Raw genomic sequence first — 19,356 nt, 5'->3', positions numbered from 1 at the left:
CGCAACGGAGGACGGCCCCTGCTGTGGGACGGCCGCAGCCGGCGGCGGTGGACGTTGCGGTCCGGCCACAGGGAAGCAGCGGCGCCGCGGTGGACGAGACCGAGCTCGGACGGCGGCAGACAGCGGGGAGTGTCCGACTCTACGGTTGGAGCCGGCGACCCGTGGAGGATCCGATGCAGATCGACCTGTTCAACGAGATCCAGAATCCCCGGCCGTGGCCGGAAGGCCATGAGCAGCTGCGGTTCGCGCAGGCGATCGAGCAGGCTGTGCTCGCGGACGAGCTGGGCTACGGGTGCTGGTGGCAGGTCGAGCACCACGGCGCCGCCGAGTTCAGCCTGTCTTCGGCGCCGGAGCTGATGCTCGCGGCGCTTTCCCAGCGCACCAGCCGGATCCGGCTCGGCCACGCCGCCGTCCTCGCGCCGGGCCGCTTCAACCACCCGATCCGCGTCGCCGAGCGCGCGGCGACGCTGGACCACCTCAGCGGGGGCCGGGTCGAGCTGGGGCTGACCCGTTCGACGATCCCGGAGTGGCGCCTGTTTGGCGTCGAGCCGGACGACGCTCGGGCCCAGACGCAGCAGGCGTTCGAGATGGTGCCGAAGATGTGGACCACGGACCGGTTCTCCTGCCACAGCGACGCCTACCAGATCGACGACGTGTCGATTTCGCCCAAACCGCTGCAACGGCCGCACCCGCCGCTGTGGCAGGCGGCGGCGAGCCCGAAGTCGTTCGAGGACGCGGGAAAACGCGGCGTCGGCGTACTGGGCACGACCATGTGGGAGTCGCTCGAACGCGCGGGCCGGATGGTCTCGCTCTACCGCGAGGCGGCCGCGCAGTGCACCGACCCGGTGGGCGCGTTCGTCAACAACCAGGTCGGGTTCTTCACCTTCGTGCACTGCGCGGACACCGACGAGGAAGCGATGCGCAACGGCGCCGCCGCGGCGGCCGCCTGGTACACGGTCACGGCCTTGACCTTCTTCGAGGCGGCCAGTGAGTACGTCCGCACGGCCCAGCTCCAGCAGCGACTGGCGGAAGCCCCCGACGGCGGCGGCCTCACCGGCGGCTTCCTCCGCGGCGAGGCGGCTGACCCGCCGAGCGAGGCCGCGTTGCTGATCGGCCGCATCCTGCAGGGCGAAAAGGTGCCGGACGACGAGATCTTCACCGTGCTCAGCGCGCAGGACTCGCTGATCGTCGGCAGTCCGGGCACCTGCCTCAAGAAGCTGCGGGCCTACGCCGGCCTCGGCATCGACCGGATGATGTGCCTGCAGCAGATCGGCGGCCTCGCCCACGACAAGGTCACCCGGAGCATCCAGCTGATCGGCGAGCTCATCCCCGACCTCGATCGCGGGTGACCGGGTGCCGGTAATCGAAGGAGGTGAACCCGGCCACTTACGCGCAGCTGGCTCGGTCAGCTGCCCCACGCGCAGCTGGCGAAAGCGCTACGCGCACTCATTCCCCTGGTCTGCCCCGACCTGGACGTCTGCCCGGCCCGAACCGATGTCCTCAAGATCTATGCCTCGCCACTTCTGGCGCATGACCTGAAAACGCTGACCATCGCCGGTGAGCATCCCACCGGAGCGGGACAGCGGGCACGGTAACGTCCGCAGCGGTTGTCCCCGGTGAGACCGGGAGCGGCGAAAGGGGACGGTGTGGCTCAGGCGGGGGAACCGCGGCTGGTGATGTTGCGCGGCCCGTCCGGGAGTGGCAAGACCACGACCGCGATGGCGCTGCGCCGGCGGTGGGGGCGTGGGACGGGTCTGGTTTCCCAGGACACGGTGCGGCGGGAGATCCTGCGCGAGCGCGACATTCCCGGCGGGGTGAACATCGGCCTGATCGACACGATCTGCCGCCACACCCTCGGTGCCGGTTATGACGTGATCGTCGAGGGCATCCTGCCGGCCGCGCGGTACGGGCCGATGCTGCACCGCCTGATCGCCGAGCACGGTGGCCCGGTCGTGGTGTGCTTCTTCGAGGTGCCGTTCGAGGAGACCGTCCGACGGCACGGAACTCGGCAGCAAGCGGCCGAGTTCACCGCGGCGGACATGCGCGGCTGGTACCTCCCCGACGACCGCCTCGGTGCCCCGGGCGAGCTGACGATCGGGCCGGCCTTGACCGTGGAAGACACGGTGGACCGCATCGTCGGCGCGGTTCCGGAGCCGGGTCGGGGAGCATCGGCTTGAATGCTCGGTCGCGCCGCGATCGCGGGCCACGGAGTGACCCGTCCTGGGCCGGGTCTACTTGCGACAGAGGATCTCGCCGTGCGGGATGGCGAAGAAGCCGTCCGGGTGCCGGGCCCAGTCGCGCCAGCCGGCCGAGATCTCGTGCAGGTCTTCGGTGCTGGCGTGGCCGCCGTCCACGGCCTGTTCGGCGATGCGGGAGTCGAGGATCCGTTCGGCCCACATTCCGCCCCACCAGGCGCGTTCCGCGGGGGTCGAGTGGCTCCAGATGGAGGCGCTCGGGGTGACGTCGGTGGCGCCCGCGGCGTGCGCCCAGGACAGCAGGCGACGGCCGGCGTCGGGTTCGGCGCCGTTGGCGTGCGCCACCGCGCGGTAGACGGTGCGCCAGCGGTCCAGGCGCGGGTCGGCGGGAAACCACAGGGCGCCGAGGTAATCGGTGTCGCGGACGGCGACCACCCCGCCGGGTTTGGTCACCCGGAGCATTTCGCGCAGGGCGCCGACGGGATCGCGCAGGTGCAGCAGGACCTGGTGGGCGTGCACCACGTCGAAGGTGGCGTCGGGATATTCGAGGGCGGCGACGTCGCCGAGCCGGAATTCGATATTGTCTCGTCCCGTTTCGGCGGCGTGGCGGCGGGCCTGGCCGAGGATGTCCTCGGCGACGTCGAGCCCGGTGACCCGGCCTGGTGCCACGAGCCGGGCCAGGTCGGCGGTGATGGTGCCGGGGCCGCAGCCGATGTCCAGTACCCGAAGGCCGGGGCGGAGTTCCGCGCGCAGGTAGGCGGCGGAGTTGTCGACGGTGCGCCACTGCTGGGAGCGCACCACGCTCTCGGCGTGGCCCTGGCCGTACGAATGGGCGGCGTTGCTCATGGTCGTAAAGTCTCACGACCGTCCCACATAGTGCAACTATCATCCCACGGTTCGGGATGGTCCATTGTGGAGGTACGAGCCCGGGGTGTGGCCGAGGGAGCGCCGGAAGACGTCGATGAACGCGCTGGTGGTGGCGAATCCGCACAGCTGGGCCACCGACGTGACGGACCGGCCTTCGGCGAGCAGCCGCAGCGCGTGATAGAGCCGCAACTGCGTGCGCCACTGCGGAAACGTCATCCCGGTGTCGTGACGGAAGAGCCGGGTCAGGGTCCGCCCGCTCGTCCCGACCGCGCGGCCCAGCGCTTCGAGGCCGCGGGAATCCGACGGGTCCTCCTCCAGCAGCCGGCAGACCTCGGCCAGCCGCGGGTCCCGCGCGGCCGGCACCTGCACCGGCCGCTCCGGGGCGATGGCGAGCTGGTCGAACAGCACGCCCCGCATCCGCCGGCCGGCGGGCGTCTCGCGCTCGTCACCGAGCGCGGTGTAGGCGATCAGCAGCTCCCGCAGCAGGAGCGTGACCGTGAGCGCGGTCGGCTCGGTCAGCTTCAGCGGGCTGGTCTCCTTCGGGATCCCGAACAGGTGCAAGCGGGTCACGCCGTACGCGCGGTGCGAGTGCACGGTGCCCGCCGGGATCCACAGCGCGCGATGGGCCGGCGTGATCCACCGCGACGTCGCCGTGTGCACGGCCAGCACCCCGCTGCTGGCGTAGACGACCTGGTGCCCGTCGTGCCAGTGCGCGGCGACGCGCGTGGTGGCGGCCAGGTCCCGGATGTCGGTGGACGCCTCCGGGTAGTGGCGAGGATTCGACACAACTCGGCATATTACCGGAATCGGGAAGACCCCCGCCGGTCCGACGATGAGGACATGACGACAATCCGTGCTTCGACCAGTCCCACTACCTCGCGGTGGCCGATGATCGTCGTGGTCGCCGGCCACGCGATCGACGATCTGTACCAGGGCTCCGTCCCGGCCATCGTCCCGTTCCTCGTGGCGGAGCGGCATTACGGCTACCTCGCCGCGGCCGGGATCACGCTCGCCGCGACCCTGCTGTCCTCGGTGGTGCAGCCGCTGTTCGGCGTGCTCACCGACCGGCGCCCGATGCCGTGGCTCGTCCCGGCCGGCATGACCGTCGCCGGGGCCGGCATCGGCCTGTCCGGCCTGGGGGACTCCTACGCGTTCACCTGGCTCGCGATCGCCCTGTCCGGCCTCGGCGTCGCCGCCTACCACCCCGAATCGGCCCGCATCGCCCGCCGGATCGCGAGCAAGGGCCACGTCGGGATGAGCTGGTTCTCCCTCGGCGGCAACGTCGGCTTCGCGCTCGGCCCGATCCTGGTCACCCCGGTCCTGCAGGCCGGTGGCCTCGGGGCGAGCCCGTTCCTGCTGATCCCGGCCGTCGTCGGCGGCCTTGGCACCGCCGCGTTGCTGCGCCGGCTGCGCGGCCCGCAGTCGGCCATCCACCACCACCAGGCGAGCTCCGAGCCGCTCGGCCGGGACAACTGGCGCCAGTTTGGCCTGCTGACGGTCGTGGTCGTCGCGCGCTCGATCGTGACGTTCGGGATGAACACCTTCCTCGCCCTCTGGGTGACGCAGCGGGTCGGCAGCGCGACCGCCGGCGAGGCCGCGCTGGTCGTGCTGTTCGGTGTCGGCGCGCTCAGCACCCTGCTCGGCGGCGTGCTGGCCGGGCGCTGGGGCCGGACCCGCACCCTGCGCGTCTCCTACGCGGTTTCGGTGCCCGCGGTCGCCGCGATCGCGCTCGCGCCGGGGTACGCGGTGTTCCCGGCGGTGGCGATCGCCGCGCTGGCGCTGTACGTGCCGTTCTCGCTGCACGTCACGCTCGGCCAGGACTACCTGCCGAACCGGATCGGCACCGCGAGCGGCGTCACCCTCGGCCTCGCGGTCAGCATCGGCGGCCTGGCCGCGCCCGCGATCGGCGCGCTTGCCAACGCGACCACCTTGCAGTGGGCGCTGCTGTCGCTTGTGGTCATGCCGGTCATCTCGTTCCTGGCCTCGCGCGGCCTGGCCGACCCGGCACCGGCGGTTTCCGAAAATGTCCGGTCCTGACAATTAAGGTTCACATACATGAACGTCAAATATCATGCGGAAGACGGCTTGTAGCGGGGCGCGGCGGTGCGGATACTCGTCCGATATGGCGCACAAGTTTCGCGTGGCAGTGATCGTCGCAGTATTCGCCGCCGGATCCGCGGTGAACGCCGGACCCGTTGGCGCACAACCATCTTCCACCTCGATAACGGCCGCCGGAATCACCGCGGCCGTGCAGCAGGACGGCACCTATCAGGTGCGCGCACAACAGCCGGCCGCGTGGACTTTCACCGGTTCGGTAGGCACGAAAGTCACCGGGAACCGGACAAGAACCGGACAGGATTCGATCGGTTCCTACCGGGAAATCGACTTCGGCTACACCGATTCGGTGGCCAGGACGGCGAGCATCCGGGTGTACCAGAACACCCCTGCGGTCCTGTTCGGCTCGACCACCGTGGCCGCCTCGCCCAACGTGCCCGCGTCCGGGGTGCCGTTCCCCAGCCTGAAGGCACCGGTGCTGCCGCACCACGAATCGTTCCAGGACAGGGCGTTCTCCACGTACAAGTTCGAGGGCACGCCCGCCCCGGACAGCCCGTTGCTGTCCTTCGACGACCAGGCCAACGGGTTCATGTTCTCCGCGGCCGACAACTTCCCGGTGGCGAAGCTGGCCGTGGGCGCGGACAACACGCTGTCCGCGGGCATCGCGGCCAGCGTGACGACGCTGCCGGCCGGGTTCACCCACCAGTCGATCCTGGCCCTGGGCAAGGGGATCGGCACCACGTACGGCACCTGGGGCTCGGCCCTGATGGCGCTGGGCGGCAAGCACCGCGTCCCGAACGACGCCAACGACACACTGAACAAGCTGGGCTACTGGACCGACAACGGCGCCGAGTACTACTACAAGTACGACGAAAAACTCGGCTACACCGGCACGTTGCTGGCCGCCGCCAAGGACTTCGCGGATCACGGCATCCCGCTCGGGTACCTGCAGCTGGACAGCTGGTGGTACCCCAAGGGGTCCTCGAACACCTGGCAGGGCAACGGAAACCTGCGTGGCGGCGAGTACACCTTCCGGGCGGCGCCGGACCTTTTCCAGGACGGGCTCGCGGCCTTCCGTAACCAGGTGGGCCTTCCGCTCATCACCCACGCCCGCTGGGTGGACCCGTCCAGCCCGTACCACAGCCAGTACACGATGTCCGGGAACGTGGTGACCGATCCGCGGTTCTGGGAAGGCACCATGCGCTACCTGTCCGACGCCGGCGTGGTCGGCTACGAGCAGGACTGGCTTTCGGACGGGGCGCAGGCGCAGTACAACCTTTCCGACCCCAACGCCTTCGTCGGCAACATGGCGCAGTCGGCCGCGGCCAAGGGCATCGACCTCCAGTACTGCATGCCGCTGCCGTGGAACTACCTGCAGAGCACGAAGTACCAGAACCTCCAGACCAGCCGGGTCAGCGGTGACCGGTTCGACCGGGACAAGTGGGACGAGTACCTGTTCGACTCGCACCTGGCCGGCTCGCTCGGCGAACAGCCGTGGAGCGACGTGTTCATGAGCAAGGAGACGAACAACCTGGTGCTGTCGCTGCTCTCCGGCGGCATGGTCGGCGTCGGCGACAAGATCGGCGAGGTGAGCACCACCAACCTCAACCAGGCCGTTCGCGGTGACGGTGTGCTCGTCAAGCCGGACACCGCGATCGTGCCGCTGGACAGCACGTACCTCGCGGTCGCGAAGGACGCGCAGGCTCCGATGGTCGCCGCCACCCACAGTGACCACAATGGACTGCGCGACGCCTATGTGTTCGCCTACGCCCGCAACGGCGGCTCGCAGCCGATCGGCTTCAGCCCGGCGGAACTCGGAGTCAACGGCGCCGCTTACGTGTACGACTACTTCACCGGCAAGGGCCAGCTGGTCCCGGCCGGCGGCCGCTTCACCGGCACGGTGAGCGACGGTTCGTACTACGTGGTTTCCCCGGTCGGCAAGTCCGGCATCGCTTTCCTTGGCGACGCCGGCAAGTTCGTTTCCGCCGGTGGCAAGCGGATCAGCCAGCTGTCCGACCAGGGGCAGGTGCGGACCACCGTCCAGTTCGCCGCCGGCGAGCGTTCGGTCCAGCTGCGCGGCTACGTCCCGACGGCCCCGAAGGCGACGGCACTGAGCGGCACGGCCGGCCCGGTGAGCTACGACGCGGCCACGCACCTGTTCACCGTCGCGGTCACCCCCGGCCCCGGCCAAAAGGCGGAGGTGCAGATCAACCGTTAGGACACAGTGGACGAGCACAGTGGACGGTCAGGTGCGGACAGTCGCGCCTGACCGTCTTTTGTGCTCAGCCGAAGTGCCGGATGCGGGTGTCCGTCGCGGGTGCGTAGGGCAGCCAGTCCCGCACCGAGCCGGTGGTGACGAACTCGGCGACCGCGGTGGCGAAGGTGCGGCCCAAAACCCGGTCGGCGGCGGTGGGCACACCCAGCATCGGGCTGTTCGGGTAGGCGTCGTAGGCGTTGAAGAGGAACGGCAGTTCGCCGCAGTGGGTGGCGCCCAAGGCGTGCTCGTCCTCGGCGGGCTGGTAGTCGAATTGGTAGACGTAGGCCGTGTTCGCGCCGGCGGCGTGGTGGTCGGCGATGCGCAGCGTGTCCGTGCGGAACAGTTCGTCGGTCTGGATCGCGGTGAAGACCTGCGCCGGTGTCGCGTGGGGGAGGCGGGCGGCGTGTTGCCGGTAGACGTCGTGGGCGCGTTCGCCCAGCTGGCCGGTCAGGAGGTCGAGTGCCCTGGCGGTGGTGAGGCCCTGGACGTTCGGGTCGAAGGCGAAGAAGGCCGTTGCCTCGTCGCGGGTGGTGCCCATCAGTAGTGCTTTGCCTTCCAGGGCACCGTCGGCGAGGGCCTGCGGCCAAGCACGGGGCATCCCGGGCCCGCCGAGTACCGGGTACATCGGCGGGGCGACCTGGCCCGGACGCGCGAGCCGGCCGTAGGCGGACAGCAACTGTTCGACGGGCAGCGCGCGCAACGCGTTCGCGTCGGCCGGAATGTCCAGCAGCCGCAGGTAGGCCGCGGCGGTCTCGGCCGCGTCCCCCGGATCCTGCGGCGGCAGGCCGAAGGGGCCGCTCTCCAGCAGGACGCGGGTGACGAGTCCCGCGGTATGCGGATCAAGCGCCAGCGACAGCGCCGAAAACGCACCGGCCGACTGCCCGCCGACGGTCACCGTGCGCGGGTCCCCGCCGAACGACGCGATGTTGTCCTGCACCCACTGCAGGACCGCGGCCTGGTCCTGCGCGCCGAGGTTGGCGGCGCCGATTTCCGGCAGGTACAGGTAACCGAGCGGGCCGACCCGGTAGTTCGCCGTCACCACCACCAGGTCACCCAGCTCGGCCAGCCGGGCCCCGTCGTACCAGTCCCATCCGCCGGAGCCGCTGGTGAAACCGCCGCCGTGCCACCAGATCAGGACCGGGCGGGGCGGGCCGCCTTCGAACGCGGGCCGCGGGGTGTGCACGTTGACGGTCAGGCAGCCGTCCTCGTTCCAGTCCGGCACGCGGGGCCCCATCACGCGTTCGAGCCGGGAGGCGGCCTGCGGTACGGCCGGTCCGGGCCGGGTCGCCTCCCGTACCCCGGCCCAACCCGGATGTGGTTGCGGCGGCGCGAAACGCAGCCCGCCGACCGGTGACGCGGCATAGGGGATCCCGCGGAAGGAGACCACCCCGCTCTGCTCGACACCCGGCTCGACACCCCGCTCGACGCCGTTGACCTTGCCGTGAATCGTGTCCGCGATCCGGCCTGTCATCGTGCTCACCTCGCTCGTCTCGGATGCTCTCGGTTCTATCCCGGTGCGGTGATCTGAGCCAGGAGCGGAGCTGCCGAACGCGGATGACGGACATATGATCTTCGGATATGGAGAAAGTGCGCCATCAGCTGAACGAGGCAGACAGCCGGATCGCCGCGGCGATGCTGGCCTCGCCGCGAGCTTCGTGGCGCACGGTCGGCCGGGTGCTCGGCCTCTCGGAGCGCACCGTGGTGCGTCGCGCGGCACCGCTGTTCCACGACGGGACGCTGCGGGCCACCGCCGTGCGCAATCCGGTGTGGTTTCCCGGCCTGATCCCGCTGGCCCTGCGGATCCGGTGCCGGCCCCACCGGATCCGCGCCATCGCCGCCACCCTGGCCCGCCGCCCGGACACCATCTGGGTCGACGTCCTCGGCGGCGGCGACGAGATCTGCGCCATCCTGTTCCTCGAAGGGCCGGACGCCCGCACCAAGCTGCTCCTGCGTGACCTCCCGGCGACGCCCGAGGTCGAATCGTGGACCTCGTACGTCCTCCTGCGGGTCTTCCCGGCCGCTTTCGACTGGAGCGGCGGCCTGCTGACGGAGGCCGAGCTGTCCGGCCTGCGTCCGCCGGCGCCCGCTCGTCCGGCGCTCCTGCCGGTCGACCACGAGCTGATCGCCGCACTGGCCGAGGACGGCCGGGCCTCCTACACCGACCTCGCCCACCGGGCCGGCACCACGCCGCTGACCGCCCGCCGCAGGCTGGAGTCGTTGGCGGGCGGCGTCATCCGGCTCGCCACCGAAGTCGATCTGGCCCGCCTCGGCATCCGCGCCGAGGCCCTCCTGTGGATCACGGCCGCTCCCGGCGGCCTGGAGGAGACCGGCAGCCGGCTCAGCCGCCACCCCCAGGTCCGCTTCGCCGCCGCGACCACCGGCCCGGCCAACCTCCTGGTGGCCGTCGCCGCGGCCGATCTCGACGCGCTGTACCACTTCCTGAACGACACCCTCGGCGGCCTGGACCGGATCGCGACGGCCGAGGCCACCCCCATCCTGACCGGGGTCAAGCGGACCGGCCTGGTCCGCCCGGGCAGCCTCTGACCGCGGCTCAGGCCTCCGGCCCGTAGATCATCACGAGCAGCCCGCCGGTCAGGCGGACGAGCGCGCGCACCTCGTGCCCACCCTCGTGCAGCGGCTTGACGAGCTGCGCGCCGGCGGCGACGAGCTCGTCCGCGGCGGCTTGGACGTGGGCGGCCTTCGCGGTGAGGACCAGCTCACCCGGTGCCGGATGGTCCTCCGGCGCGGCGAGCGCGATCCCCACCTGCGCGGACGCCGGGTCGAGCACGGCGTAGCGGTCGCCGTCCCGGAACTGGGGCTCGGCGGCGAAGGTGGCGAAGTCGGCGAGCTGGGCGTCCATGTCGGGCGCGGTGAGCAGGAGGTTCTTCAACTCGAGCACCAGGTCTGTCCTTTCCGGCGGTGGGAGATCAGTTTCCCTGAGGCTGCTCGACGCTTGCCGAGCCCCCACTACCTTGTGCTACCGTGTACTGGTACTCAGTGATACGGAGTACCAGTGCGGCCAGGAGGACCGGGATGGACGACCTGACGGAGATGTTGAAGGGCACGCTCGAGGGCTGCGTGCTGGAAATCATCGGCGGCGAGGAGACCTACGGGTACGCCATCACGCGCCGGCTGAACGAACTCGGCTTCGCCGACGTCGTCGAGGGGACGGTCTACACCATCCTGTTGCGACTGGAGAAGAACGGGCTCCTTCAGGTGACGAAACGACCGTCCGGTCAGGGCCCGCCGCGCAAGTTCTACGCGCTCAACGACGCGGGGCGCCAGGAACTGGCGACGTTCTGGGTGAAATGGGAATACGTCACATCGCGGATCGACAAGCTCAAGGAGGGCGGGAGATGAACTTCTGGGAGACCATCACCGGCAGCGATCTCACCAGGGAATTCAAGGAATTCGAAGCCCGGGCCGGGAAATTGCCGGCCGATCACCGGGCGGCGTGGGAAGAGATCAAGGGCCAGCTTTTCCCCCATGGGGACTTCACCGGTCGCAACCTGATGCCGATCCTCGACGGTGCGCTGGGGCTGCTCGAAGAGACAGCGGCCGACGGGCAGGGCATTCACGAGGTGCTGGGTGACGACATCGCGGGCTTCTGCGCGGCGCTGGCCGGCGGAGAAGGCGCCCGGAACTATCGCGACCGGTGGCGTGAGCAGTTGAACAGGAACGTCGCCCGGAAATTGGGCCGGTTAGGAGGCTGATATGGGTATTCAGGACATCATCGAAGGCAAGAAGCAGTGGCGGGCGCACGTGGCGCGGGTCAAGGCGCTCCCGCCGGACTACCGGATCGTCTACCAGGAGATGCAGAAGTACCTTTTCAAGGTCGGGCCGGTCGACCTGTCCGACGGGCAGCTGCTCTCCGGGATCGTCGATTTCTTCGAGGAGGGCGTCGCGGCCGGAAAGGGAGTCCTGGAACTCATCGGGAACGACGTCGCCGCCTTCTGCGACGACCTGATCAAGGATTCGCCGACCTACGCGGACATCTATCAGGAGTCCGTCACCAGAAAACCCGGCGGGGCCGAGAAATGACAGCCGATCGGGAGGGCCCGGCGATCCAGGTGCGGGGCCTGGAGAAGTCGTACAAGGACCTGAAGGTGCTGCGCGGGGTGGACTTCGACGTGGCGCGAGGCAGCATTTTCGCGTTGCTCGGCTCGAACGGGGCGGGCAAGACCACGGTCGTGAGAATCCTGTCCACGCTGCTCAAGGCGGACACGGGGACGGCGGGCGTCCACGGTTTCGATGTCGCCACGCAGGCGGCGGACGTCCGGGAGTCCATCAGCCTCACCGGGCAGTTCGCCGCCGTCGACGAAATCCTCAGCGGGCGGGAGAACCTGGTACTGGTCGCGAGGCTGCGGCACCTCAGGAATCCGGGCGCGATCGCGGACGACCTGCTCGCGCGTTTCTCGCTGACCGGCGCGGCCGCGCGGAAGGTGGCGGCGTACTCGGGTGGCATGCGCCGCCGCCTCGACATCGCCATGAGCCTCATCGGGAATCCGCCGGTCATCTTCCTCGACGAGCCGACGACCGGGCTCGACCCCGCGGCCCGCATCGAGGTATGGCAGTCCATCAGGGAACTCGCGGGGCGCGACACGACGGTGCTGCTCACGACGCAGTATCTCGACGAGGCCGAACAACTCGCCGACCGGATCGCGATCCTGCACGAGGGCCGGATCATCGTGGACGGCACCCTCGGCGAGCTCAAGCAGCTACTCCCGCCCGCCAAGGTCGAGTACGTCGAGAAGCAGCCGACTCTCGAGGACGTCTTCCTCACGCTCGTCGGTGCCGGCGGCAACGACCGGAACGCGGCCCGGACCAGTGGGGGTCAATGATGACCACGCATTTCCACGGCGACACCACCGTCCTGCTGGGACGATCGCTGAAGCACGTCACGCGCAGCGTGGACACCGTCATCACGACCGCGATCACGCCGATCGCCATGATGCTGATGTTCGTCTACGTGTTCGGCGGCGCGATCACCACCGGGGCGGATTCGTATGTGAACTACATGCTGCCCGGCATCCTGCTGATCACGGTCGCGTCGGGCATCGCCTACACCGCGCTCCGGCTCTTCACCGATATGAAAAGCGGTATCTTCGAACGGTTCCAGTCCATGCCGATCGCCCGGTCCGGCGTGCTGTGGGCGCACGTGCTGACCTCGCTGGCCGCCAACCTGATCTCGCTCGTGATCGTCGTGGGTGTCGCGCTGCTCATCGGCTTCCGCTCGGGCGCGGGAGTGGCGGCGTGGCTCGCGGTCGCCGGCGTCCTGATCCTGTTCACCCTGGCGCTGACGTGGCTCGCCGTCATCCCCGGCCTCTCCGCGAAAACCGTGGACGGCGCGAGCGCGTTCTCCTACCCGCTCATCTTCCTGCCGTTCCTCAGCTCGGCCTTCGTGCCCACCGGCACCATGCCCGGCCCGGTGCGCGCCTTCGCCGAACACCAGCCGGTGACCTCCATCGTCAACGCCATCCGCGACCTGCTCACCCAGCAACCGGTCGGCACCGACATCTGGATCGCCCTCGCCTGGTGTGCCGGCATCCTCGTCGTCGCGTACCTCTTCGCCACGGCCGTCTATCGCCGCAGGATCTCCTGACCGACCCGGCGGCGGGTGATCAGCTTCCAGGAAACACGAGCGGATCGCGGGCAATAACCACCATTTCACGCGTGGTGCGGTAGCCGAGCGCAGGGTTCACCTTGACATGCAGGCGTTCACTACCGCCGTCACGACCTGATCGGAATCCTCCCGCACCACCGCGACCACCCGGTGGTCGATCTCGCGCCGGCGGGATTCGGCCTCGGACTCGCGGACCCGGTCGACGGTCCACGCCGGGAACCGGAGCGCCGATCGGCCGAACGGGCTGTCCGCGATCGCCCGCCGTGCCACGGCGTACGAGGCCACCAGCTCGTCCGGCGCGGCTCCGTGCCAGGTGTGCAACCGGTATCCGGCCGCCGGCTCCACCTCCCACGCGGAGCGATCGACGTCGCCGATCGACAGCGTCTGGCACACCGTCGTGCTGACCACCTCGAAGCCGAGCGCCGTGGCGAAGGAGGTGCCGGCGCTGCCCTTGGTGATGTTCCAGCACTCCAGAACCGTGCGGTCGTGCGCTCGCACTTCCGGCGTGATCGCGCGGAGGATGGCGGTGCCGATGTGGTTGCGGCGGGCGTCGGGATGGACGGTCAGCTGGAGCAGGCTGAGATGGCTGTTTTCGGCCTCGGGAAAGTACAGGGCGGCGAGCCCGACGACGCGGCCGTCCCGGCGTGCCACCCAGCGCCGGACAGGGCCGAGGTTCGGCTGCGGGTCGTTGAGCCGGCCGATGGCCGTGGCGAAGGTCGTGGCCGGGGCACCGGGGTTGTCGAGCTGGTCACTGGCCGAGATCACCTGGTAGACGCCCTCGAGAACCGAGCTGTCGGCCGACGCCGGGTCGATCCGGTCGATCTCCACATGCGAGTCCATTCGCCCATTGTCCTGGCGGCACGGAGCTGTCGGCGGCAGCGGCCCGGGTGTGGCGGGCCAGCCCGACCGCGCAGACCGCGGCCAGCGCGAACGCCGCGGCCTCGTAGCCCATCGCGTGCCACAGTGCGTCTCCGGCGTTCGCGGCGGGCGCGGCGTAGGCGATGCCGGCGAGGGTGACGCCCAGGGTTCCGCCCAGTTGCTGGGCGGTCGGGAGCAGGCCGGAGACCGAGGTGGCGGCTTCGGGGTGGACTCCGGCGATGATCTGCGTGAACGCCGAAGCGGTGAACACCCCGAAACCGAAGCCGCCGAGGCACAGCGCGAGCCAGTACACCCACAGCAGACCGTGGCCGCTGATAGTCACCGGGACGACGAGCGACACGAATCCCAGCGTCAGAGCGGAGGCGGCGAGAGCCCAAGGGCCGAAACGCCGGCCCAGGCTGTTCGCGATCCCGCTTCCGGCCAGCGCGCCCAGTGCGTACGGGGTGACGCCGAGTCCAGTCTGAAGTGGACTCCAGCCTTCCGCGCCCTGCAGGTGCATCGACAGCAGCAGCGTGAAGGACGGCACGCCCGCGTTGAAGACCAGGACGATGCCGAGCCCCCACCTCGTCACCGGATTGGCCACTGTGGACGGATGCACGAGCGGATCGGCCACCTTCCGCTGGGACACCGCGAAACCGGCCAGCAGCACCACGGCCAGCGCCAGGCTCACCCAGGTCCACGGCGGCCAGCCCGCGTCCCGTCCCGTCGCCAGCGGGAAGATCAGCAGCGCGAGGCCCAGCAGGCTCAGCACCGCCCCGACCGGATCGACGCGGCTCGCCTTCTGTTCACTGTGGACGGACGGCAGAGTGGGCGAGAGCGCGAGGGCCGCGAGCCCGATGGGCACCGTCAGCAGCATCGCCGCTCGCCAGCCCAGGCCCAGGGGGTTGAGCTGGATCAGCACGCCGCCGAGCACCGGGCCCGCGAGCGAGGCCGCCGCCATGGTCGCGCCGAAAGCGCTCAACGCGGCGGGCCGGCGGTGCGGCGGCACCGCCGATTGGATGATCGACAGGATCTGCGGCGCCATGAGCCCGCTGCCGAAACCCTGCACCAGGCGGCCGGCGATCAGGACCCAGGGGCCGGGCGCGGCGGCCGCTCCGATCGAGGCGGCGGTGAACACCGCCATCCCGGCGACGAACATCCGCCGGTGGCCGTACCGGTCGCCCAGCCGGGCCGACACGATCAGCGAACAGGCGAAGGTGAGGGTGTAACCGGCGAGGACCAGCTGGCTTTCGCCCGCTCCGGCGCCGAGGTCACGGCGGACGTCGACCACGGCCACCTGCATGACCGTCACGCTGAACAGCTGGACGAAGGTGCCGGACAGGATGATCGGCAGGAGGAGCCTGTGTGCGCGAAACGTGGTCACCGGGCGCCGTCTTGCAGGGCGATGGTGGCGAACAGCGTCGCCAGCTCCGAGGGACGCGTCACGAACGGCGAGTGCCCGCCCGGCAGGGAAAACACGCGGAACGGATTGTCCGGCGTGACCTGGTCGGCCTCGGTGATCATCAGGTCCTGGGTCGCGGGCGGCAGGGCGAGATCCTCGGTCAGCCGGACGTAGGAGCGCGGGAGCCGCCCCCAGCGTTCGGGCGAGACCGCCACCGGCGTGGTGAAGCTCGAGTACGGGTGGTCCGGGTGGAGCAATCGGCGCCAGGACTCCGGGCTGTCCGCGGGGAGGTCGTTGAGGAAGGCCCGGCGGATCACGTCGGTCACGGCCGGATCGGGCGAAAGCGGGTTGATCCGGAACGCGCCGATCTCCGCCGGATCCGCGACCGGCGGCACCTGGACGGCGCCGGCGTTCTGCTTGTCGGCGATGTAGTCGGCGAACCGGGGCCGGCCCGCGGGCACGAACGCGGAGAGGTACACCAGCTGGTCGACGAGCTCCGGAGCCTGTTCCGCGGCGGCCGACACCGCGGAGCCACCGGCACTGTGCGCGACCAGGACCACGTTCCGGTATCGCTTGCGGACGCCGGCCAGCGCGTCGAGCACCACCTCCGTGGAGTCCTGCATCGTGACGTCGTGCAGTGCCGACTTCTCGCTGGTGAACCCGGGCTGGCCGGCCTGCAGGTACCCGGCCGGGACCGGGGCGTCGAGCCCGGCTCCCGGCAGGTCGACGGCGACGGCGGCCAGGCCGTGGCGGGCGAGGAAACGCTGCGCCGGCGCCCAGTGCAGCGCGGAGTGCCAGGCGCCGTGCACCAGCAGGATGACGGTTTCGGCGGGATTGCCCACGGGGGCTCCTTCGGAAGTCGCGATCGGTGACGTGACCAGGTCACCGCACGGACCCCTGCGTCATCCACCGCGATATCTGAAGAGGGCTCCCGCGATACTCAGGACGTATCATCGCCGGGTGGAAGCTCGTCATCTTCGGTACGCACTGGCCCTCGCCGAGCATCAGCACTTCGGCCGCGCCGCCGCGTCGCTCGGCATCGCCCAGCCGCCGCTGTCGACCCAGATCGCCGCGCTCGAGCGGGAGGTCGGTGAGCGCCTGTTCGACCGCACGGCGCGCGGCGTTTTCCCCACCGCCGCGGGGAAGGCCTTCCTCGCCAGGGCGCACAGCGCGCTCGCCGAGATGAGCCTGGCCCGGGTCGACGCTGGACGCGCGGCGCGCGGGGAGACCGGGCGGCTCCGGATCGGGTTCCTCGGATCGGCGTTGCTCGCCCCGCTGCCGGGCGTGCTCGGCCGCTTCCGCCGGACCCATCCGGAGGTCCGGCTCACGCTGCAGGAACTGGACAGCTCCGTGGCGTCGGCCGCGCTGCTCGCCGGTGAGCTGGATGTCGCGGTGGGGCGAGGCCGCCCTCGCGGCGCCGGCGCGGAGAACCTGATCACCGTGCCCATCGGCGCGGACCATCTGGTGGCCGTGGTCTCCATGGCGCATCCCTTCGCCGGGAGCCCGTCCGTCACCGTCGAGCAGCTGGCCCAGGAGCCGCTCGTGGTCAGCGCGGACGCGGCCGGTTCCTACCTGCGACCGTTGTTCGAGGCGGATCCGGCCGTCCTCGACGGCGCCGCGCTGGCCCGTGACGTCCACACGATCGCCGGGCTCGCCGCGTGCTGCGCCGGGGTCGGGCTCGGGCCCGACCGGATGCGGCTCATCAGCCGTAACGACATCTGGTTCTGCGACGTGGAGCCCCGGTTCCGGCTGCCCGATCTGCAGATGTCGTTCCGGGTCAACGATTCTTCGCCGGTCCTCGCGGCCTTTCTCTCAGTGGTCAGGCAGAACTGCGCGGAGGTCGGCACCCGGCTCGACGACCTGCTCGCCCGGCACCCGGCGGCCTCCGAGGGGCGGCTGGGCGTGTCCTGACCGGCGCGTCCACTCTGGGCAGTCTCCCCGGGGCTTCAACCTTTCCCGGTCTCCGCTCGTCCCGGAAGGTGAACGGGTGCCCCATCGACTGGAGGAAATCCATGAACCGCACGCCGAACCGGTCACGGCTCGCCGCCGTGGCCGCGATCAGCGGCCTCGTGCTCGGGCTGACCGCCCAGGCCGCGAGCGCGTCACCGGCCGAGGGCTGGCGGCTGGAACAACCGCTGGACAGCGCGGTCAACCGGATCTACAGCGACGTCGCCGCGACGAGCGCGGACAACGCCTGGGCCGTCGGGTACCAGGCCGGCCAGGACAACCAGCCGGAGCTCGCGATCGAGCACTACGACGGCAAGGCCTGGGCCGACGTCCCGCCCGCTCCGGTGCCGGGGCCCGCGCGGCTCGACCTGGTGTCGGCAGCCGCGCCGAACGACGTCTGGGCGGCGGGCTCGGCCGGCGAGGTGGCCGCGGCCGACGTGCGTGAGCACCGCGCGGTGCCGTCCGCTGCCGCGGGCGCCGACGTCGTCCAGCACTGGGACGGCACCGCGTGGAAGTCCGTCGAGCGTCCCACGCCCGCGCCCGGTTGGCAGTCCTTCGTCGGCGGCCTCGCCTCGTTCGGCGGGAACTCGGTGTGGTTGAGCGGGATGGACTACCAGGTCTCCACCGGTGCCACCGAGCCCTGGCTGGAGCGCTGGGACGGCAAGGCCTGGCAGAAGGTGACGCTGCCGCTCGCACCCGGCGGGAAGGCGCCGCAGCCGGGCACGATCATCGGCACGGGTCCCGATGACATCACGGTCAGTGCGAACGTGACCGACGAGAGCGGGAAGAGCGCCCCGCTGCTGTACCACTGGGACGGTCGCGTGTGGACGGTCCAGGCCGTGCCGGTGCCGTCGGACTACCCCACGGGCTGGATCGCGGGCCGGATCGCGGCCGACCCGAAGGGCGGCGTCTACGCGGTGGGCCGGCCGAACGAGTGGAACGCACCCCCGATCGCCGGTTTCGTCGCGCACTGGGACGGCAAGCAGTGGACCTCCGTGCCCGCCGCGCCGTTCCCCGAGGTCAACGCGGCCACCGTGGACAACGACGGCCGGCTCTGGACGGCCGGCTGGCAGAGCGGCGATCCGCACTGCCGGTTCGCGGTGTGGACCGGCCAGGAATGGCAGCAGGAACCGCTGCCCGCGGAAGGCACGTCCCACGCGGAGCAGAGTTCGGTGCTCGCGATCAAGCCCGTCCCCGGCACGAAGAAGCTGCTCGCCGCGGGGCTGTTCAGTTCGAACAACCTCAACAACACCTGGGGTTTGCTGGTTTCCCGGGGCCAGTGACCGACGTCCGGAGGGTGAAGCTGAAGTCTCCGGACGACTTCCCGGTGAGGCGGTGCGTTGACGAGAGGCAACCGTCGGCGATGAGCCGGTGCACTTCGGAGCGCGACGCGTCCAACCCGACCGACAGCAGTGTTGTCAGCCTGATCGGGATTCGTCGAGTGAAGCGGACCGAGGTGTCGATCACCTCGGCTTCCGAGAGATCGACCGCCGGCTTCCGGAGCGCCCACGCCCCATCCCAGTCGACAGTGACGCCGTTTCGGCGCAGTAATCCCGGATCCGCCAGCAGGTTCGCCGCGAGTTCGGGGTCGTTGTCGTGGAATCGGGTCAGGGTCGCCGGATCGATGGCCCGGACGTGGACCCGTTCCAGGACCGTCAGTTTGACGGTCTCCCCGCATCCGGCGCACAGCGCCAGGAGCCAGACGTCGAGGAGTTTGCGGTTCGCGTTGACGCGGAACTTTCCGTGCGCGCGGTACTGCGCCGACGGACAGCGCAGGCAGCGGCGGCGGATGAGGGGCAGGCCCGTCGGGTATACCAGCCACTGCGTCGCGATTCGTCGGGCTATTTCGTTGTGGGTCACCGGAGGGTGCCTATCTGCTGCGACATTTCCGTGCGGAGACGGCGCTCCGCGGAGGGAATCCGCGCAGGACAGGGGAGCGAGTGGCGGCCGTGTGTCACGACGGCACGCCGAACTCGCTTGGTCTCTGCGGGATATCAGTGCTCGAAAGAGCAGCGTCCAGCCCCGAGCGCACGCTGCGGGCATGATCCGATGAGGACGGTGGTGGGAGCGGGTTCAGCTCCCGGTACCGGCCCCGGAACTCATGGCGTGCCTACTCGGCGCGGTGGAGTCTCAGCAGGTGTACAACGGCCTG

General features: G+C 70.3%; 20 protein-coding genes. 12 read left to right on the top strand and 8 right to left on the bottom strand.

The features are described 5' to 3' along the window. Nucleotides 1-173 precede the first annotated feature (173 nt). Together OG943_RS21700 and OG943_RS21695 are read left to right on the top strand one after the other, a co-directional pair. Complete coding sequence (locus tag OG943_RS21700) at nucleotides 174-1,349, top strand: LLM class flavin-dependent oxidoreductase (protein ID WP_328611620.1); 1,176 nt, start codon at nucleotides 174-176, stop codon at nucleotides 1,347-1,349. A gap of 297 nt (nucleotides 1,350-1,646) precedes the next feature. Next, entirely contained in the window at nucleotides 1,647-2,177 is a 531-nt protein-coding gene (locus OG943_RS21695; RefSeq protein WP_328611619.1) for a kinase, read from the top strand. A 54-nt stretch (nucleotides 2,178-2,231) separates the two neighbouring features. Here OG943_RS21695 and OG943_RS21690 read toward each other — a convergent pair whose 3' ends face one another. Together OG943_RS21690 and OG943_RS21685 are read right to left on the bottom strand one after the other, a co-directional pair. Further along, nucleotides 2,232-3,041, bottom strand: a complete 810-nt coding sequence (locus OG943_RS21690) for a methyltransferase domain-containing protein (protein WP_328611618.1) — start codon at nucleotides 3,039-3,041, stop codon at nucleotides 2,232-2,234. A 39-nt stretch (nucleotides 3,042-3,080) separates the two neighbouring features. Beyond that, nucleotides 3,081-3,848 carry an AraC family transcriptional regulator gene (locus OG943_RS21685; protein ID WP_328611617.1) on the bottom strand — a complete coding sequence of 256 codons (768 nt, stop codon included), beginning with the start codon at nucleotides 3,846-3,848 and terminating at the stop codon, nucleotides 3,081-3,083. A gap of 54 nt (nucleotides 3,849-3,902) precedes the next feature. On the opposite strand from OG943_RS21685, the gene OG943_RS21680 reads away from it, so the two are divergent. Continuing rightward, nucleotides 3,903-5,099, top strand: a complete 1,197-nt coding sequence (locus OG943_RS21680) for an MFS transporter (protein WP_328611616.1) — start codon at nucleotides 3,903-3,905, stop codon at nucleotides 5,097-5,099. Nucleotides 5,100-5,466: 367 nt separating this feature from the next. Further along, the gene (locus OG943_RS21675; protein WP_328611615.1) at nucleotides 5,467-7,335 is read left to right on the top strand and encodes a hypothetical protein; all 1,869 of its coding nucleotides are present in this window, start codon (nucleotides 5,467-5,469) and stop codon (nucleotides 7,333-7,335) included. Between the two features lie 64 nt (nucleotides 7,336-7,399). Here OG943_RS21675 and OG943_RS21670 read toward each other — a convergent pair whose 3' ends face one another. Next, nucleotides 7,400-8,845, bottom strand: coding sequence for a carboxylesterase/lipase family protein (locus OG943_RS21670; RefSeq protein ID WP_328611614.1), 1,446 nt, complete (start codon nucleotides 8,843-8,845; stop codon nucleotides 7,400-7,402). Nucleotides 8,846-8,952: 107 nt separating this feature from the next. On the opposite strand from OG943_RS21670, the gene OG943_RS21665 reads away from it, so the two are divergent. Next, a complete protein-coding gene (locus OG943_RS21665) occupies nucleotides 8,953-9,918 on the top strand; it encodes an Lrp/AsnC family transcriptional regulator (protein ID WP_328611613.1) in 966 nt (321 codons plus the stop codon). 7 nt (nucleotides 9,919-9,925) lie between these two features. Here OG943_RS21665 and OG943_RS21660 read toward each other — a convergent pair whose 3' ends face one another. Beyond that, nucleotides 9,926-10,273, bottom strand: a complete 348-nt coding sequence (locus OG943_RS21660; RefSeq protein ID WP_328611612.1) for a hypothetical protein — start codon at nucleotides 10,271-10,273, stop codon at nucleotides 9,926-9,928. Between the two features lie 134 nt (nucleotides 10,274-10,407). On the opposite strand from OG943_RS21660, the gene OG943_RS21655 reads away from it, so the two are divergent. Genes OG943_RS21655 through OG943_RS21635 form a run of 5 tightly spaced genes read left to right on the top strand, consistent with a single transcriptional unit; the run spans nucleotide 10,408 to nucleotide 12,976 of the window. Further along, on the top strand, nucleotides 10,408-10,734 hold the full coding sequence (locus OG943_RS21655; protein WP_328611611.1) for a PadR family transcriptional regulator: 327 nt from the start codon (nucleotides 10,408-10,410) through the stop codon (nucleotides 10,732-10,734). Beyond that, nucleotides 10,731-11,087: a DUF1048 domain-containing protein gene (locus OG943_RS21650; RefSeq protein WP_328611610.1), complete on the top strand. Its 357-nt coding sequence runs from the start codon at nucleotides 10,731-10,733 to the stop codon at nucleotides 11,085-11,087. The genes OG943_RS21655 and OG943_RS21650 overlap by 4 nt, the downstream gene beginning before the upstream one ends. 1 nt (nucleotide 11,088) lies before the next feature. Next, nucleotides 11,089-11,415, top strand: coding sequence for a DUF1048 domain-containing protein (locus tag OG943_RS21645; protein WP_328611609.1), 327 nt, complete (start codon nucleotides 11,089-11,091; stop codon nucleotides 11,413-11,415). Then, on the top strand, nucleotides 11,412-12,215 hold the full coding sequence (locus tag OG943_RS21640) for an ABC transporter ATP-binding protein (protein ID WP_328611608.1): 804 nt from the start codon (nucleotides 11,412-11,414) through the stop codon (nucleotides 12,213-12,215). The genes OG943_RS21645 and OG943_RS21640 overlap by 4 nt, the downstream gene beginning before the upstream one ends. Then, nucleotides 12,215-12,976, top strand: coding sequence for an ABC transporter permease (locus tag OG943_RS21635; RefSeq protein ID WP_328611607.1), 762 nt, complete (start codon nucleotides 12,215-12,217; stop codon nucleotides 12,974-12,976). Before OG943_RS21640 ends, OG943_RS21635 begins: the two co-directional genes overlap by 1 nt. A 96-nt stretch (nucleotides 12,977-13,072) precedes the next feature. On the opposite strand, the gene OG943_RS21630 is transcribed toward OG943_RS21635, so the two are convergent. From OG943_RS21630 to OG943_RS21620, 3 genes are read right to left on the bottom strand one after another with little or no spacing between them, the layout of a single operon-like run. Next, nucleotides 13,073-13,837, bottom strand: a complete 765-nt coding sequence (locus tag OG943_RS21630; RefSeq protein ID WP_328611606.1) for a GNAT family N-acetyltransferase — start codon at nucleotides 13,835-13,837, stop codon at nucleotides 13,073-13,075. Continuing rightward, nucleotides 13,746-15,239, bottom strand: coding sequence for an MFS transporter (locus OG943_RS21625; RefSeq protein WP_328611605.1), 1,494 nt, complete (start codon nucleotides 15,237-15,239; stop codon nucleotides 13,746-13,748). The genes OG943_RS21630 and OG943_RS21625 overlap by 92 nt, the downstream gene beginning before the upstream one ends. Beyond that, the gene (locus OG943_RS21620) at nucleotides 15,236-16,099 is read right to left on the bottom strand and encodes an alpha/beta fold hydrolase (protein ID WP_328611604.1); all 864 of its coding nucleotides are present in this window, start codon (nucleotides 16,097-16,099) and stop codon (nucleotides 15,236-15,238) included. Before OG943_RS21620 ends, OG943_RS21625 begins: the two co-directional genes overlap by 4 nt. 118 nt (nucleotides 16,100-16,217) lie before the next feature. On the opposite strand from OG943_RS21620, the gene OG943_RS21615 reads away from it, so the two are divergent. Next, a complete protein-coding gene (locus OG943_RS21615) occupies nucleotides 16,218-17,168 on the top strand; it encodes a LysR family transcriptional regulator (protein WP_328611603.1) in 951 nt (316 codons plus the stop codon). A gap of 101 nt (nucleotides 17,169-17,269) precedes the next feature. After that, nucleotides 17,270-18,487, top strand: a complete 1,218-nt coding sequence (locus OG943_RS21610; RefSeq protein WP_328611602.1) for a hypothetical protein — start codon at nucleotides 17,270-17,272, stop codon at nucleotides 18,485-18,487. On the opposite strand, the gene OG943_RS21605 is transcribed toward OG943_RS21610, so the two are convergent. Continuing rightward, nucleotides 18,447-19,064, bottom strand: a complete 618-nt coding sequence (locus tag OG943_RS21605) for a DUF1062 domain-containing protein (RefSeq protein ID WP_328611601.1) — start codon at nucleotides 19,062-19,064, stop codon at nucleotides 18,447-18,449. The two genes, OG943_RS21610 and OG943_RS21605, sit on opposite strands and share 41 nt — an antisense overlap. Nucleotides 19,065-19,356 lie beyond the last annotated feature (292 nt).

The sequence above is a fragment of the Amycolatopsis sp. NBC_00345 genome (genome assembly GCF_036116635.1).
Classification (GTDB): domain Bacteria; phylum Actinomycetota; class Actinomycetes; order Mycobacteriales; family Pseudonocardiaceae; genus Amycolatopsis.
This window is presented reverse-complemented; position numbering and strand designations above follow the sequence as displayed.